At 64.8% G+C, this 14374-nt stretch carries 14 protein-coding genes; 5 read left to right on the top strand and 9 right to left on the bottom strand.

Translation table 11 applies throughout. From position 1 onward, the window contains the following. Positions 1–206 precede the first annotated feature (206 nt). Positions 207–2027, bottom strand: a complete 1821-nt coding sequence (locus AC1Q6Z_RS06370; RefSeq protein ID WP_492647089.1) for a methyl-accepting chemotaxis protein — start codon at positions 2025–2027, stop codon at positions 207–209. Positions 2028–2231: 204 nt separating this feature from the next. Between AC1Q6Z_RS06370 and AC1Q6Z_RS06365 the strand changes: the two genes are divergently transcribed. Together AC1Q6Z_RS06365 and AC1Q6Z_RS06360 are read left to right on the top strand one after the other, a co-directional pair. Next, positions 2232–2612, top strand: a complete 381-nt coding sequence (locus AC1Q6Z_RS06365; protein ID WP_256115568.1) for an acyl-CoA thioesterase — start codon at positions 2232–2234, stop codon at positions 2610–2612. 20 nt (positions 2613–2632) lie between these two features. Beyond that, entirely contained in the window at positions 2633–3223 is a 591-nt protein-coding gene (locus AC1Q6Z_RS06360) for a hypothetical protein (protein ID WP_492647088.1), read from the top strand. A 1-nt stretch (position 3224) separates the two neighbouring features. Here the strand turns inward: AC1Q6Z_RS06360 and AC1Q6Z_RS06355 are convergent, their stop codons facing one another. From AC1Q6Z_RS06355 to AC1Q6Z_RS06345, 3 genes are all read right to left on the bottom strand, one after another. Next, a complete protein-coding gene (locus AC1Q6Z_RS06355; RefSeq protein ID WP_492647087.1) occupies positions 3225–4397 on the bottom strand; it encodes a DUF1501 domain-containing protein in 1173 nt (390 codons plus the stop codon). Between the two features lie 10 nt (positions 4398–4407). After that, positions 4408–5880, bottom strand: a complete 1473-nt coding sequence (locus AC1Q6Z_RS06350; RefSeq protein WP_492647086.1) for a DUF1800 domain-containing protein — start codon at positions 5878–5880, stop codon at positions 4408–4410. Between the two features lie 65 nt (positions 5881–5945). Beyond that, complete coding sequence (locus AC1Q6Z_RS06345) at positions 5946–6299, bottom strand: DMT family protein (RefSeq protein ID WP_256115563.1); 354 nt, start codon at positions 6297–6299, stop codon at positions 5946–5948. Between the two features lie 274 nt (positions 6300–6573). Here AC1Q6Z_RS06345 and AC1Q6Z_RS06340 point away from each other — a divergent pair, with 274 nt between their 5' ends. After that, entirely contained in the window at positions 6574–8571 is a 1998-nt protein-coding gene (locus AC1Q6Z_RS06340) for a putative bifunctional diguanylate cyclase/phosphodiesterase (protein ID WP_492647085.1), read from the top strand. Between the two features lie 4 nt (positions 8572–8575). On the opposite strand, the gene AC1Q6Z_RS06335 is transcribed toward AC1Q6Z_RS06340, so the two are convergent. Next, positions 8576–8989, bottom strand: a complete 414-nt coding sequence (locus tag AC1Q6Z_RS06335) for a DUF6220 domain-containing protein (protein ID WP_492647084.1) — start codon at positions 8987–8989, stop codon at positions 8576–8578. Positions 8990–8992: 3 nt separating this feature from the next. Continuing rightward, a complete protein-coding gene (locus tag AC1Q6Z_RS06330) occupies positions 8993–9580 on the bottom strand; it encodes an NAD(P)H-dependent oxidoreductase (RefSeq protein ID WP_492647083.1) in 588 nt (195 codons plus the stop codon). A gap of 88 nt (positions 9581–9668) precedes the next feature. Here AC1Q6Z_RS06330 and AC1Q6Z_RS06325 point away from each other — a divergent pair, with 88 nt between their 5' ends. Then, positions 9669–10574 (top strand): LysR family transcriptional regulator, encoded by a 906-nt coding sequence (locus tag AC1Q6Z_RS06325; protein ID WP_492647082.1) that lies wholly within the window; start codon positions 9669–9671, stop codon positions 10572–10574. A gap of 9 nt (positions 10575–10583) precedes the next feature. On the opposite strand, the gene AC1Q6Z_RS06320 is transcribed toward AC1Q6Z_RS06325, so the two are convergent. Both AC1Q6Z_RS06320 and AC1Q6Z_RS06315 read right to left on the bottom strand, forming a co-directional pair. Next, positions 10584–11360 (bottom strand): LytR/AlgR family response regulator transcription factor, encoded by a 777-nt coding sequence (locus AC1Q6Z_RS06320; RefSeq protein WP_256115557.1) that lies wholly within the window; start codon positions 11358–11360, stop codon positions 10584–10586. Beyond that, a complete protein-coding gene (locus tag AC1Q6Z_RS06315; RefSeq protein ID WP_256115556.1) occupies positions 11357–12448 on the bottom strand; it encodes a sensor histidine kinase in 1092 nt (363 codons plus the stop codon). Before AC1Q6Z_RS06315 ends, AC1Q6Z_RS06320 begins: the two co-directional genes overlap by 4 nt. A 204-nt stretch (positions 12449–12652) precedes the next feature. Here AC1Q6Z_RS06315 and AC1Q6Z_RS06310 point away from each other — a divergent pair, with 204 nt between their 5' ends. After that, positions 12653–13285 (top strand): calcium-binding protein, encoded by a 633-nt coding sequence (locus AC1Q6Z_RS06310; RefSeq protein ID WP_435267054.1) that lies wholly within the window; start codon positions 12653–12655, stop codon positions 13283–13285. 52 nt (positions 13286–13337) lie between these two features. Here AC1Q6Z_RS06310 and AC1Q6Z_RS06305 read toward each other — a convergent pair whose 3' ends face one another. Continuing rightward, positions 13338–14282: a DUF3137 domain-containing protein gene (locus AC1Q6Z_RS06305; RefSeq protein ID WP_492647081.1), complete on the bottom strand. Its 945-nt coding sequence runs from the start codon at positions 14280–14282 to the stop codon at positions 13338–13340. Positions 14283–14374: the final 92 nt, after the last annotated feature.

Here is a 14374-nt window from a genome sequence, read left to right as displayed (position 1 = left end):
GTTATGGTGCAGGCCGCTTTTGTCCGCATTCCGGACGACAGGGCCTCAAACCGGACGCGCAGGCCGATCCGCCTGCATTTCCAGGCAATTTTGTCGCAACAGGGTAAAGGAACCGTTGTCAGCCGACCCGCGACATTAACGGGTGCAACGAAAAACCCCGGCGCTTGTGGCGCCGGGGCAAGGTCGTCCGGAGATCGTCTTTTGCTTTATGCAGCGCGGCGCCTGTGGTCTGCCGCTCCGGCCGGGTTCAGCCGGAAGTTTCCGAGCAGCGTCTTCAGCTGCTCGCTTTCCTGGGTCAGCGTCTGGCCGGCGGCGTTGGTTTCCTCCACCATCGCGGCATTCTGCTGGGTCATCTGGTCCATCTGGTTGACTGCGGTATTAACCTCGGCAAGGCCGGTGGCCTGCTCGCGGGCGGCCGTCGCAATCGACGTCACCTGGTCGTTCACCTTGTTGACGAGCACCTCGATCTCGGTCAGCGCATCGCCCGTCGAGCGCACCAGCGCCACGCCGGTGCCGACCTCTGTGGCGGAGTTGCTGATGAGGCCCTTGATCTCCTTGGCCGCATTGGCCGAGCGCTGGGCAAGCTCGCGCACCTCCTGCGCCACGACCGCAAAACCGCGCCCCGCCTCGCCCGCACGCGCCGCTTCGACGCCGGCGTTCAGCGCCAAGAGGTTGGTCTGGAAGGCGATCTCGTCGATCACGCCGATGATCTGGCTGATGCGGCTGGAGGCGTCCTCGATGCGGCTCATCGCGGCGACGGCGTCGCGCACGATCGTGCCGGAACGGCCGGTCGACTGTTTGGTCTCGGCCACCATGCGGCTGGCTTCCGCCGCACGTTCGGAGGCGTTGCGCACGGTCGCGGTAATCTCGTCGAGCGCCGCCGCGGTTTCCTCCAACGAGGCCGCCTGCTGTTCCGTGCGGTGGGAGAGGTTATTGGCCGCCTCCGCAATGCCGCCGGCGCTGCCATGCACGATCTCGGTGGAATGCGCGATGGCATTGATGACGCTGGACAGCGCATCGACGGCGCGGTTGAAGTCGTCGCGCAGTTTTGCATATTCCGGCGCGATCGCGCCGATGGAGACCGTGAGATCGCCATTGGCAAGGCGCTCCAGCGCACCGCCGACGACATGCATGGCATCCGCCTGGCTCTGGCTCACCTGGCGCTGGCGGCGCTCGCCCTCGCTGCGCTCCTCGTCCAGGCGAACCTGCTGTTCGCCCTCGCGAACCCGAAGCTGCGCGCGTTCGGCAACCGACTGGCGCAGCACCGATACGACCTTCGCCATCTCGCCGATCTCGTCCTTACGGTCGGTTTCTGGCACCTCGCCCGACACGTCCTCATCGGCAATCGCCTGCATCGACGCCTGGAGACGGCGCACGGGGTTGGTCACGCTCTTCACGATGCCGTAGGCCGCGAGCATGATGACGAGGCCACCGATGCCGAGGATCATCGCCGTCTCGATCGCGTTGCGGCGGAACATGGCGGCAAGGTCGTCGGCATAGACGCCGGTGCCGACGATCCAGCCCCAGGGCGCGAAGCCTGCGACATGCGAATATTTCAGCACCGGCTCCTCGAAGCCCGGCTTCGGCCAGTAATAGTCGACGAAATCCTGGCCGGTCGGGCTCGACTTCACGGCCTTCACGAATTCGGTGAAGATGTGCTTGCCCGTCGGGTCGGCCATGGCGGTCTGGTCGGTGCCGTCGAGTGCCGGCTTGATCGGATGCATGATGATCACGGCGTTCATGTCGTTGATCCAGAAGTAGCCGCTGTCCTCGTAGCGAAGCGCGCGCACAGCGTCCTTCGCCCGGGTCTGCGCCTCTTCGCGCGTCAACGTGCCGGCCGTCTCAAGCTCGTGGTAGTGCTTGAACAGCGTCAGCATGCTCTGGTCCATCGCCGCAAGTTTCGACTTGCGCTCCACGACCATCGCATCCTGATAGTGATAAAGGCTGTAGACGAGCGCCGCCGCGAAGATGGTCAAGGCAAGACCGACAAGCAATGAAAGACGCGTGGATATTCTGAAATTCTTCACCGGGCTCTCCTCGACATTCCAGGGCGCAATGCTCCTCATACCGAAAGTCCGGGAAACCCTTTAAAATCATCTAAAATTGCAATCATCAATTCTTAGAGTCTGAGCATACTCGAAAATGCGCTTTGCACGCTCCGCCGGGACGCACGCTCCCTCTTTCTCCCTCGCGCGCATTCGGCTAGACCGGAGGAAAGTGGAGACGACGCGATGACCCTGACGCCGAACGGACAGCTCACCCTTCGCACGCTCGCCATGCCGGGCGATGCCAATGCCGCGGGCGATATTTTCGGCGGCTGGGTCATGGCGCAGATGGACTTGGCTTCCGGCATCCGCGCCGCCGAGCGCGCGCAGGGCCGCGTCGTCACCGCCGCCGTCAAGGAAATGGCCTTCGACCTGCCGGTGAAGATCGGCGACACGCTCAGCATCTACACGCATATCGCCCGCGTCGGCCGCACCTCCATCACGCTGTCTGTCGAGGCCTGGGCACAGCGCTACCTCACCACGACGCTGGAAAAGGTGACGGGCGCCACCTTCGTCATGGTTGCGCTTGACAAGGACGGCCATCCAACACCCGTTCCCGTCGAATAAGCACAGCCCGGAGGCTGAGCATGGAGCACACGACCCCGGATCCCGCCATCTTCAGCCATGTGCGCGTCGTCATCGGCATGGTGGTCAGCCTCAGCCTCGCCCGCGTGCTGACGGGCGTCGCCCTCTTCATCCAGCATCCCGGCAAGATGAAGGTCTACCCGGTTCACCTCGCCTGGGCCGGCTTCCTGCTGATCTTCCTCCTGCATTTCTGGTGGTGGGAATTCCGCCTGCAGGCGCTGACGACGATCGGCTTCGGCGTCTATCTCTTCCTGATCAGCTATTGCTGCCTGTTCTTCATGCTGGCCGTACTGCTCTTCCCGACGACGCTAGACGACTATGCCGGCTACGAGGACTATTTCTACTCCCGCCGCAAATGGTTCTTCGGCGTGCTGGCCCTGGTCTTCGCCGTCGACCTGCTCGACACCGCCTTGAAGGGCGAAGCCTATTTCGGCTCCTTCGGCTACGAATACCCGATCCGCAACATCACCTTCATCGCCCTCTGCCTCATCGCCGCCGGAACGCGCAACCGCACCTTCCACACGACCTTCGTAAGCCTCGGCATCATCTACCAGCTAAGCTGGATTTTCCGCGCTTTTGACGTGCTGGAATGAGCTATCCGCGCAGATAGGCCGCGGATTTGTCGAACGACAGGCCCGGAAAGACCGCGCTTTCCAGGTCGCGGGTGGACACGCCGAACTGCTGGCGCAGCATGGCGGCCGCAAGCTGGCGAAGATCCATGGTGGGCTTGAGGTCTCGGCCGTCCAGCAGGTCGCCATCGGAAAGCGACGGCCAGTTGCGATAAACCTTGCCGCCCGCAACTGCACCGCCGGCAAGAATGGCAACGCCGCCCGTGCCATGGTCCGTGCCTTCCGAGCCGTTTTCGCGCGCCGTCCGCCCGAATTCGGTGATCGCGAGGATCGCCGTCCGGCGCCAGATCGCCGGAGACAGGTTTGCCTTCAGCGTCGTGATTGCGGTTGCGAGATCCGTGACGGGCCGCTTGAAGGTCCGTGCCTGGCTCAGATGTGTGTCCCATCCGTTTATGGAGAAACTGGCAATGCGATGGTCGGCGGACAGCATGCCCGCGGTGAGCTTCGCAACCGACCGGATGCCCGCGCTTCGCTTCTTGTCCGTGCCGTGGATCGTGTCCGACAGCATGTCCGTCTCCGCCGCCTCCCGCATCGCGGCCGCGAAGGCCGGATCGTTGCGGTAGAGTCGCACGAAGAAGGCCTGCTCGTCCTCGGCCAGCGCCAGATCGGCGCATGTCGACCAGACATCGACGGGGTTCGTGCCCGAGAGGATGAGCTCGGCAGTCGTGGTGATGTCGATTGCCTTGCGGTCGGCAGCCCGCGGGATGCTTGCAATGGCGCGGTTGAGCCAGCCCGTGCGCTCATCCTTCACCGCGGCCCCGCCGCTTTCCAGCATGTCCTGCCCGTCGAAATGGCTGCGGCCGGCACGGTAGGGCGTCGAGGTCGCATGCACGAAACCGAGTTCACCGGCTTTCCACAGGGGCATCAAATCCCCCGCAAGCGGATGAAGGCCGAAGAAGCCATCGAGATCGATGAGGCCGTCCTCCGGTGTCAGCGCCAGCTTGGGCCGCAAAAGCGGCAGCGCCGGGTCGCCATAGGGCTGCACCAGCGCCAGCCCGTCCATCGCACCGCGCAATACGATGGTCACCAGCCGGTTTTCGCCCGGCATGGCGGCAAAACTGACGGGCGTCACGAGCGGCGATGCGGCGAGGCAGCAGGCGCCTGAGAGGAAAGCACGACGGTTGATGTCGCTCGTCATCGCGCTCCTCCTAACGCCGGTTGAATTCAGGAGAGGCCAGCACCATTGCCAACCCCACCGCGCGGTTCGGCGCGCGCGAAACGGTCTCGATCGTGTCCGCCCGCGCCGCATCCGCCATGGTCGCTTCCAGCAGCATACGCGGATCGTCGGTCCCGCCGAAACGCGCGACAAGCCGGCGCGCCCAGGCGATGCGCTCGGTGAGCTGGCTTCCGGTGATCCAGACCGAAAGGTTTTCCTCCCAGCCTGCCGGGCTCGGCGCCGACCAGATCGGCTGGCCGAGCCGGTCGATGATGCCGACGGAGAGCGGATTGGCCCCGAGCGCCGGCTTGCCCGCCGCAGTCATCATCGCCACATCCTGCAATGCCGTAACGTCGGTCGCAGGCCGCACCCCCGCCTTCTTCGCACCCTCGCCCGGACCGAGCGCCTCCGCCGGCACGTTCATTGCCCGAAGCGCCGCAACGACGAAATCGAACGGCTGCCGCGCCTTCCGACCCCCCTCTTCGAAGCTCAGCGGATGCTCCAGCATCGCCCGGTAGACGTCCACCAGCTGCCCGCCACTTCTGCCCCAGGCCTTTACCATCGCGTCCACCACCGACTGCGGCGGGTCGTCGGCGATGAAATGCACGACGAGCTTGCGACAGATATGCCGGCGGGTCTCCTTGCGGTCGGCGAGGTCGTCAAGCAGGGCGTAGACCTGCTCGATCTGCCGCGCCCGCCCGCCGTAACTTTTCCCAAGCACCCGATAGCTGCCGGGCTCGGCCGAGCGCGTGCGATAGACGGTCTCGTAGACCGGGTTGCGGAACCAGAGCCCCGTCAACACGAAGGCCGTCGAGCGCACGTCCTTCTGGCTGTAGCCGCTCCCCGCCCCCATCGTGTGCAGTTCGATGAGTTCGCGCGCCAGGTTCTCGTTGAGCCCGCGCCCCGACTTCAGGCCGACCGGCGAATTTGGCCCGATGGAGCGGGTCTGGTCGAGATAAGCAAGCATGGCCGGATGCAGCACCGCAGCCTTCAGCAGGTCCGAAAAGGATCCGCCGAGATTCGGTCGGATGGCCTCCGCCTCGTGCAGGCCTGCGAGAATGCGCATGGCACCGCCCTTGCGCGCATCGATCGCGAAATGATCGCCCCAAAAAGCGGCAAGCCGCTCGAAAAAACCGTTCGGCGAAAAGACCGCCTGGCGAACCTTCAGGTGCTGGTCGCGCCGGAAGGCGTTGGCCATGACGATGTTGTAGGGATTGACGCTTTGCTCGCCGACCATCACGAGCATGTTGGCATCGCGCGCCGCATTATAGGCCTGCTGAACCTCGCGAAAGGCAGAAAAGCGCGCCCGACGCCCGGCAATGCCTTCGAAGGGGAAAAGGCAGGTCTCGCGGGTTCCGCGCTCGACCTGCCGGATCAGCGCCTCGACGCTCTCCGGCGGCGTCTCGCCCGGCCGCCGGCCGTAACCGAAACGTATGGCGGCCATGGTAGAGAAAGATGTCGTCACGCGAACCTCATCTTATCCGTCGTCCATGCTTGCGCCCGATTGCGACCGTTTTGGGAACGTCTGCTCTATCCCTTGAACACGAAAGCCGCCCCCGCGGCGATCAGCACGAAGCCGATGGCGTGGTTCCAGGTGAGGCTTTCCTTCAGCCAGAACACCGAGAAGCCGGCGAAGACGATCAGCGTAATCACCTCCTGCATCGTCTTCAACTGTGCGGCGGAATAGACCGCGGAGCCGAAGCGGTTTGCCGGCACCGCGAGGCAATATTCGAAGAAGGCGATGCCCCAGCTTGCCAGGATCGCGATGAACAGCGGCGAGGACTTGAACTTCAGGTGGCCGTACCAGGCGAAAGTCATGAAGACATTGGAGAGGCAAAGCAGCACGATCGGCCAGACGGCCGCGGGGGTGAGGCTGAAGGGCATCGACGAATCCTGAAACCGAGAGCATTTCCAGCCGAAGCGACATTGCTTCGGCGTTGGACAATGCGGCCAAACAAAATCTAGAACATGTCCGGTGAATCAAAGTTCACCGGACATGTTTTAGGGAGATCTGCGACCGGCATAACCGAGCCGCCGCCGCCGTCAAGTCCGCGCCGTCATGGATTCTCGCGATCCCCTGTTAAGACAATCTTATGCCCACCACCACACCATCCGCCCCAGCCGCTCGGACGGCAAAGTTTTAAAACCGGGAACCCAAATGACGGATGCGACCCGGTTGATGCCGGTGGATGAACCGACAAGACGCCAGATCATGTCTGCACAGGCCCTGTCCGTGCTGGACAGCATCGTGCTGTCGCTCTCCGCCAACAGCTTTCTCGCCGCAACGACGGCGGCCGTGCTCTGGCTCGACGGGCCGAGCGTCGAAATCCTGCTGTGGCTCGCCGCCGTGCTGGCGATCAACCTGGCGCGTTACGTCGGCGTGCGCATCGTCAAGCGGCTGAACTGCGCGGTCGAACGGCCGCAGCGGGCGCTGAAGGTGCTGTCGCTCGGGGCGCTGGGCGGCGGCATCGCCTGGAGCCTGCCGCCCTTCATCGGCGCCGTGCATGGGGCGAATGGCCTCAACCCCTATCTCATCTTCATCATCGGCGGCATCTGCGCCGGATCGCTGATGCAGAGCACCGCCTATTCCCGCACAGCGCTGTTCTTCGCCGGCCCGCCGCTCGCCTCCGCTTTCATCTCGCTGTTGGTCTCCGGCACGACGGAGGCGCTCGTCATAGCCGCCGATGCGCTGCTGCTCGCCGTCATGATGGTGCGCGCCAGCCAGCTCAGCGAAGCGGGCTTCATCCGCAGCCAGATCGACCGGCTGAAGGCCGTCGCGCTCGCTTCGTCCCTCTCCGATGCCAATGCGGAAATCCGCCAGTCCTACCATCAGCTCGCCTCGCTCGCGAACCGCGACCCGCTGACCGGTCTCGGCAACCGCGCGCTCTTCAACCAGCGCCTGCGCGATCTGCTCGACAGCGGCGTGCCCTCTGGCACGCTCGCCCTGCTCGCCATCGACCTCGACCGCTTCAAGGCGATCAACGACACGATGGGCCACGGTGCGGGTGACGCCGTCCTCGTCGAAATCGCCGGGCGGCTGACCGGGCTCACCGGCCCGACCGACACCGTCGTGCGCCTCGGCGGCGACGAATTCGCCGTCATCATCGAGGGGGAAGAGGCGGAAATGCGCGGCCGGGAGATCGGCGAAGGCATCGTGCGGCTGGCCGGCGATCCGATCCATATCGACGACCGGCCCGTCACCGTCGGTGCCAGCGCGGGCCTTGCGCTCCATCCGCAGCATGGCGAAACGGCCGACCATCTTTTTGCCAGCGCCGATATCGCGCTTTACGCCGCCAAAGAAGGCGGGCGCCGCCGGCTCGGCCTGTTCAATCCGGAGCTGAAAGCCCGCATCGAGCGGCAGCGCCTGATCGAGGCGACGCTCACCGAGGCGATCGACACGCGGCAATTGATGGTCGTCTTCCAGCCGCAGGTGGAGCTTGCCACCGGCCGTGTCACCGGTTTTGAGGCGCTGCTGCGTTGGGCGCATCCGGAGCTCGGCCCCGTCAGCCCGCCGGATATCGTGCGCGCCGCCCATGCCCTGCATATTTCATCCGCGCTGACCGGTTATGTCGCGACGCGCGCCGCCGAGCTGCTCCGCACCCTGCCCCGCCTCGGCCTGCCGGAGGCGGCGGTCGCGGTGAACGTCTCGCCGCGCGAATTTTCCGGCGACACGCTGTCGCGCCTGCTGATCGCCATTGCCAGCGAGCACGAGGTCTCTCCCGCGCTGATGGAGATCGAGATCACCGAGGAAGCAACGCTGGACACGCAGGCGGCCGGCGCGGAGCTCGCCCGGCTGGAGGCCGCCGGCTTCCGCCTTGCGGTCGACGATTTCGGCATGGGCCATTCCTCGCTCGCCTATCTCGTCAGCCTGCATATCGACCGGCTGAAGATCGACCGCAGCTTCGTCAAGGGCATCGCAACCAGCCGGGAGAACCAGGCGTTGATCGCCGCCCTCATCGGCATCGGCCGCGCGCTTTCCATCGATATCGTGGTGGAAGGCGTGGAGGAGGAAGAGGAAGCCGAGGTGCTGCGCATGCTCGGCTGCCGCCATGCCCAAGGCTATCATTTCGCCCGCCCCATGCCGGCGGCGGAAATTCCGCGCTGGCTGGACCAGCATGCCGTGCGCTTCGGCCGCAGCACGGCCGGCGCGCCGTAAGGTTTCATCGCACCGCCCGCGCCCGGTTGCGCTCAACCTTCGCCACGAGGACGAGCGAGGCGACGAGCATCAGGCCACCATTGAACGGATGCAGCGCCTGCAACAGGCCGGAGCCAAAACTCTGGCCGCTGACGATCAGAACGACCTGGAGGACATAAAGCACCACCAGCAGCCCCGTCCACCAGCGCAAGGCCCGCGCCGGGCGTGCAAGCCATGCCGCCAAAGCCATCGCGGCAATCGGCAGGAAGATGGCAAGGCCGAGCCCGCCGTGCCACGCCCAGAACAGGCCGTCCTGGAAGAGCGCCAGCCCTGCCAGCAGGTATTGCGCGAGAATGCCGGCCGGCACGGCGCGTGCCGCCCGCAGGAACCAGAACGGCACGACGGGCCGCGGCGTCGGCGCTAATGCGATCGTCGTCATGGCTCACCCCCAGGCTTCCACGAGATAACGCCGGGGATCCTCCTGCGGCTCGCTCGCTTTGCGCCATTCTTCGAGCAGCGCCATGTATTGTAATCCCGCCCTGCGCAGCGACAGGTCGTCGAGCTTGTCCGCCCGGTAGGTGAGGTGCGGCGGCTGCCACGGCAGGCCGCAGCGATGGGCCGTCGCCTCCAGCGGACGCAGCAATTCGGCCATGGTGAACCTGTTGGCGCCAGCCGGGGCATAGGCTTCCGGCACATTACCTGCCGTCGCGACGACGAGCAGCGGCTTGCCTTCCATGAGGCGGCCTTCGGTATCGTAGGCCATGTAAAACATGCGGGTCAGCACGACATCCTGCCAGGCCTTCAGCAGCGGCGGCGTGGAATACCACTGGATCGGAAACTGGAAGACGATGCGGTCGGCCGAAAGCAGCCGGGCCACCTCCTGGTCGTCGTCGATCTCGCCATCCGGATAGAGCGAATAGAGGTCGATGACCTCGACTTCCGACAGGCGCAGGGCGGCGCCGGCAAGCGCGGCATTGACGCGCGAACGGCCGAGATCAGGGTGGAAGAGAAGGATCAATGTCTTGCTCATGGCGGCATCTCCTGTGTTGACGCCCAGAGAATGCCGCGAACAAAGAAATCACTCCAATGGATGATTTATATATGTTATTATTGACAGCATGAATTTACGATCGATCGACCTCAACCTTCTCGTCGTGCTCGACGCGCTGCTCGACGAGGCGCATGTTTCACGCGCCGCCGCCAAGCTGAACCTCTCGCAGCCGGCGACCTCCAGCGCGCTGGAACGCTGCCGCCACCTTTTCGGCGATCCCCTGCTGGAGCGCGGCAAGGGCGGCATGCGGCTGACGCCGAAGGCGGAGGCGTTGCGCGATCCGCTAAAAAACCTGCTCGTCGGCATCGCCGCCGTCGTCGATGCGCCGGAAGAGCCGCTGCACGAGATCCGGCAATGCGTGCGCGTCGTCACGGCGGATCATCCCGGCATCCTCATCACCGGCCCGCTGCATCGTGCACTCGCCCGCTCCGCCCCCGGCATCGACATCGTCATCCAGCCCTGGCACGGCGCACCGGCGGCGCTCGAATCGCTGGCGCGCGGCGCGAGCGACATCGCCGTCTCGGTCTTCCCGAGCCTCGACGAGACCGCCTTCCACTGCGAAACACTGCTCGACGAAGACTATGTCGTGGCCATGCGCAACGACCATCCCGCCGCCGCCGGCTTCTCGCTCGACCGCTGGCTCGACTATCCGCACATCATCGTGTCCGGCCGCGGCGAGACGCGCAGCGGGCTCGACGACCAGCTTGCAGCGCTGGGAAAATTCCGCCGCGTCGGCATCGTCGTCCCGAGCTTCCTGATGGTGCCGCCGCTGCTTGAGGAGAGCGACCTTATCGTGATGATGCCGCGCCATTGCCTGCCGCCGGATGCCGCAAGCCGCTTCCACATCGTGGAGCCGCCCATTCCCGTGCCCGGCTTTCCGCTGCACCTCGCCTGGCATCGCCGCCGTGACAAGGATCGCGCCGTGCAGCACGTCGCCGATCATCTACGCGATATTCTCACCAGCGCCGTCTGAACCGCGGCCTCATTCCTGGATCAGGCCGTCGCGCACCACGCGCAGATAGGTGCGACCGACCTTGACCTCGCTTTCGTCGCGCAGCACGACGTGCAGCACGCCGAGCGGCCCGCGCTTCACCCGCGTCACCTGGTCCCGCCGCACGATCGCGCTGCGGCTGACGCGCAAAAAGTCCTCGGCGGGCAGCCGGCGCTCCAGCCCGGCGAGGCTCTCGTTGTAGAGGAAGGTGCCCTGTTCCGCGTGGAGCTGCACATAGTCGCCATCCGCCTGGAACCGCGTCACCTTTTCCGCCGGAATGCGGATCGTCTCGCGCCGCGATTTCACCCAGAACTGCGTCGGCCGGGCGGATTGCTCGCGCAGCGCCTTGCGAAGCGCCGCCACTGTTTCGCGCAGCTCCTCCACCGTGTCCCGGTTCTCGCGCGCCGCGATCGCCGCCTGCGCGCGGCCGAGCGCCTGGCGCAGCCGCTCCGGCGTCACCGGCTTGGTCAGATAGTCCACCGCATTGCATTCGAAGGCGCGGATGGCGTGATGGTCGAAGGCGGTGACGAAGATCGGCAGCGGTGTCTGCGGCGCCATCTGCTCCAGCACGTCGAAACCGCTGCCGCCGGGCATCTGGATGTCGAGCAGCAGCACATCCGGCGAAAGCGCCGCGATCTGCGCGATCGCCTGCGGCACGTCGCCCGCCTCGCCGGCATGGATCACGCCGTCGATGGTTGCAAGCATGCGGGCCATGCGACGGCGCGCGATGGGTTCGTCATCGATGATAAGAACGGAAATTTCGGTCATGCGGTCCTGAAAGGCATTGTCAACGTGACGCGGAAGCGGCCGTCGTCAGTGCGGCCGTAATCCAGGCCGCTGACGCCCGGAAAGCGCCGCGACAGCCGCTCTCCGACATTCTTCAAGCCGATGCCGAAGCTCTCGCTGCCCGGCAGCGGATCGCCGCCCGCCATGTCGTTCTCGACGTCGAGCCGCAGCCGGCCCGCCTCCGCCCTGGCGCGGATGACGATCGCCACGCTGCCCGTCTTGCGGCCGGCGCCGTGCTTGACGGCATTTTCCACCAGCGGCTGGAGGATGAGGCTCGGCACCAGCACCTCGCGCAGCGCCTCCGGCACGTCGATTTCCACCCGCATGCGATCGGAAAAGCGCCGTCGCTCGATGGCGAGATAACCGGCCTGCAACGCGATCTCTTCCTCCAGCAGCAGGTCCTGCAGGGGATCAAGCGCCAGCGTCGTGCGCAGATAGGCCGACAGCGACAACACCATGTCGCGCGCGTCGTCGCGCTCCCCCTCCTCGATCAGCCCGGCCATGGAATTCAAAGTGTTGAACAGGAAATGCGGGTTGAGCTGATAGCGTAGCGCCCGCATCTGCGCCGCCATCGCCTCCTCCCGCATCTGCGCCAGCCGCCGCTCGCGGTCGCGCAGCTCGAAACTGTAGGAAAGCGCGAGAAACAGGCAGCTCCAGCCGAAAAACAGCGATGTCCCGTGGATCATCACATAGGCGGCGATCTGGTTGTCCCAGATGGCCGGCTCCGGATAGACGCAGACGATGTAGATGACATAGTCGATGAGACAGTAAAGCACGCCGCCGACGAGCGACAGCACGAAGCAGAGCGCCGATTTGACCGGCAAGGCGAGCGCCTGAAGCCGGATCAGCAGCGCCGTCAGCAGCGCCGCCAGCAGCGCGGCCGCCGCAAGCAGAAAAACCTTGCCGATTGCCGATTCGATCGGGTCCGTGCCCGCCAGCCCCCAGAGCAGGCTGGAACTCAGGAACACCGCAACCAGATAGAGCCCACCGAACCGCACGGTTGCCCGTTGCAGGTCCGAATCAGGGCGCTCGGTGCGGGGGATATAGGGGAGGCTCGGCGCGATGGTCATCCCATCGATAATCCGTTTTCCCTTTGAGGTTGTCGAGTGCCGTTCGGCGACGAAAACCGGCGGTTCGTCGAAAGAGCAGCAGTTTGCCGGCCCTTAAAGCCGCTTCATCGCGCCCGTGCTTCACAGATCATGGCGCGCGCGACCATTGATGCGAACCGGCTGGTCGCAGGACCACCGCTTATTTCATGATACCGGAGACATTCTATGGCTACCCTTAAAGGTGACAACAAGAACAACTTCCTGATGGCCGATCCGCTGAACGGCGATTCCGTCTACAAGTTTTATGGTTACGGTGGTAACGACCAGATTTTCGCGCACCAAAGCGCCCACAACATCATCGACGCCGGAAGTGGCAACGACGTCGTCTATGGTGGCGACTTCAGGAACACGGTCAACGGCGGCGCCGGCAATGATCGGATTTATGGCGGCAACGGCCGCGACGTCATCACCGGCGGCACCGGTGCAGATCACCTTTGGGGCCGCGACGGCGGCGACCGCTTCGTCTTCAAAAGCGTCGCTGAAATCGGCAAGTCCGAAGGCCGCCGCGACGTCATCGAAGATTTCAAATTCGGCAATTTCGATGGCCGGGACAAGATCGATCTCTCGGCGATCGATGCAAAGACCGGCACGGCAAAGAACGATGCCTTCACGTTTGTTGCCAAGGAAGGCGCAGCGTTTTCGGGCAAGAAGGGCGAACTGATCTGGGGCTTGGAAGAGATGAGCAACGGTCGTCACGCCACACTCATCAAAGGCGACGTAAACGGTGACGGAAAGGCGGATTTCGTCCTCCAGGTCGACACGTTGAGTGACCTCTACAAGGGCGATTTCATCCTCTAACCATCCTCCCAGGACTGACACGAAGCGCCGGCCCCTGCCGGCGTTTCCCGCCCTACCCGATCTTGCGCACCAGCTGCGCCGTCGCCAGCAACAGCACGAGATCGCGGATCATCGGCCGGATATGCCGGTCGAAGTCGATGGGCGTGTCCACGGACGGCAATTCAAAAAAGTCCTTCTTCGTCGGCACCAGCAGGTAACATTGCCTCTGGTTGAGGGCGATGCGCACCACATCGTCCCGCCACTCGCTGGCGAGATAGTCCAGCGCCTTGGCGAGCGTGCCCTGCACAAGGGGCGTGGCGGCCTCGGGCCGGTCGGTGCGGAATTCGTGCGAGGCGTCCACCTCCGGGTTGCCGCTCGTGACGAGCGCGAGCGCGGTGCCGCCGAACAGGTTTCGCATGAAGCGGTGCACCGCGTTCGGCTTGCGCGCCGCCAGCAGCAGGCCGGGAAACGCATCCTCGCGCTCGAAGTGGAAGATCACGCCCTTGAACGTCGTCTCGCGGCTTTTCCCGCTGCCGGTGCTCAGCTCCGTTTCCGAGAGCGTGAAGGCGAGCCCGTCATGTTTTCCCGCGATCATGTCGCCATGTTCGCTGCGGCTGCGCCTGACGAAATCCTTGTCCGGCATGCCGGAGAGGAAACGCGGCGTCGCACCGTGCACATATTGCACCTGGTCGACGAAGCCGAAGACGATCGGCAGCATGCGGTCGCGCAGGTTCTGCTGGAACTCCCGGGCCGGCGCGAGGGCGAAGCGCCAGACGAAGCCGCCCGCCACGAACAGCAGCCCGAGCACGATGCCGACGACATCCGACTCGATCTCCGTCACGGCCAGATAGCTGGCGAAGCCCGCGAACACCAGGAAGCCGCCGAAAATCAGCACCACGCGGATATACATGTGATGGGTCACCCCACCCCGCGAGGCGTTGTAGCTCGCCACCGCGGCGCGCAGATCCTCCAGCGCCGCTTCCTTCGGCATCAATGCCGCTTCGTCCACCCTGTCCATGATCGCCCCCCGCCAACCTTGGAAGATAACGCACGGGGACCGCCGCAAATTCGTTTCCCTTTTGTACTCATGCCCTCTTTTCTTTCCGGATG

This window comes from Shinella sp. GW835-FHT14H05 (assembly GCF_058793575.1).
The sequence above is the reverse complement of the archived record's forward strand: the minus strand, read 5'-3'. Positions and strand labels throughout refer to the sequence as shown.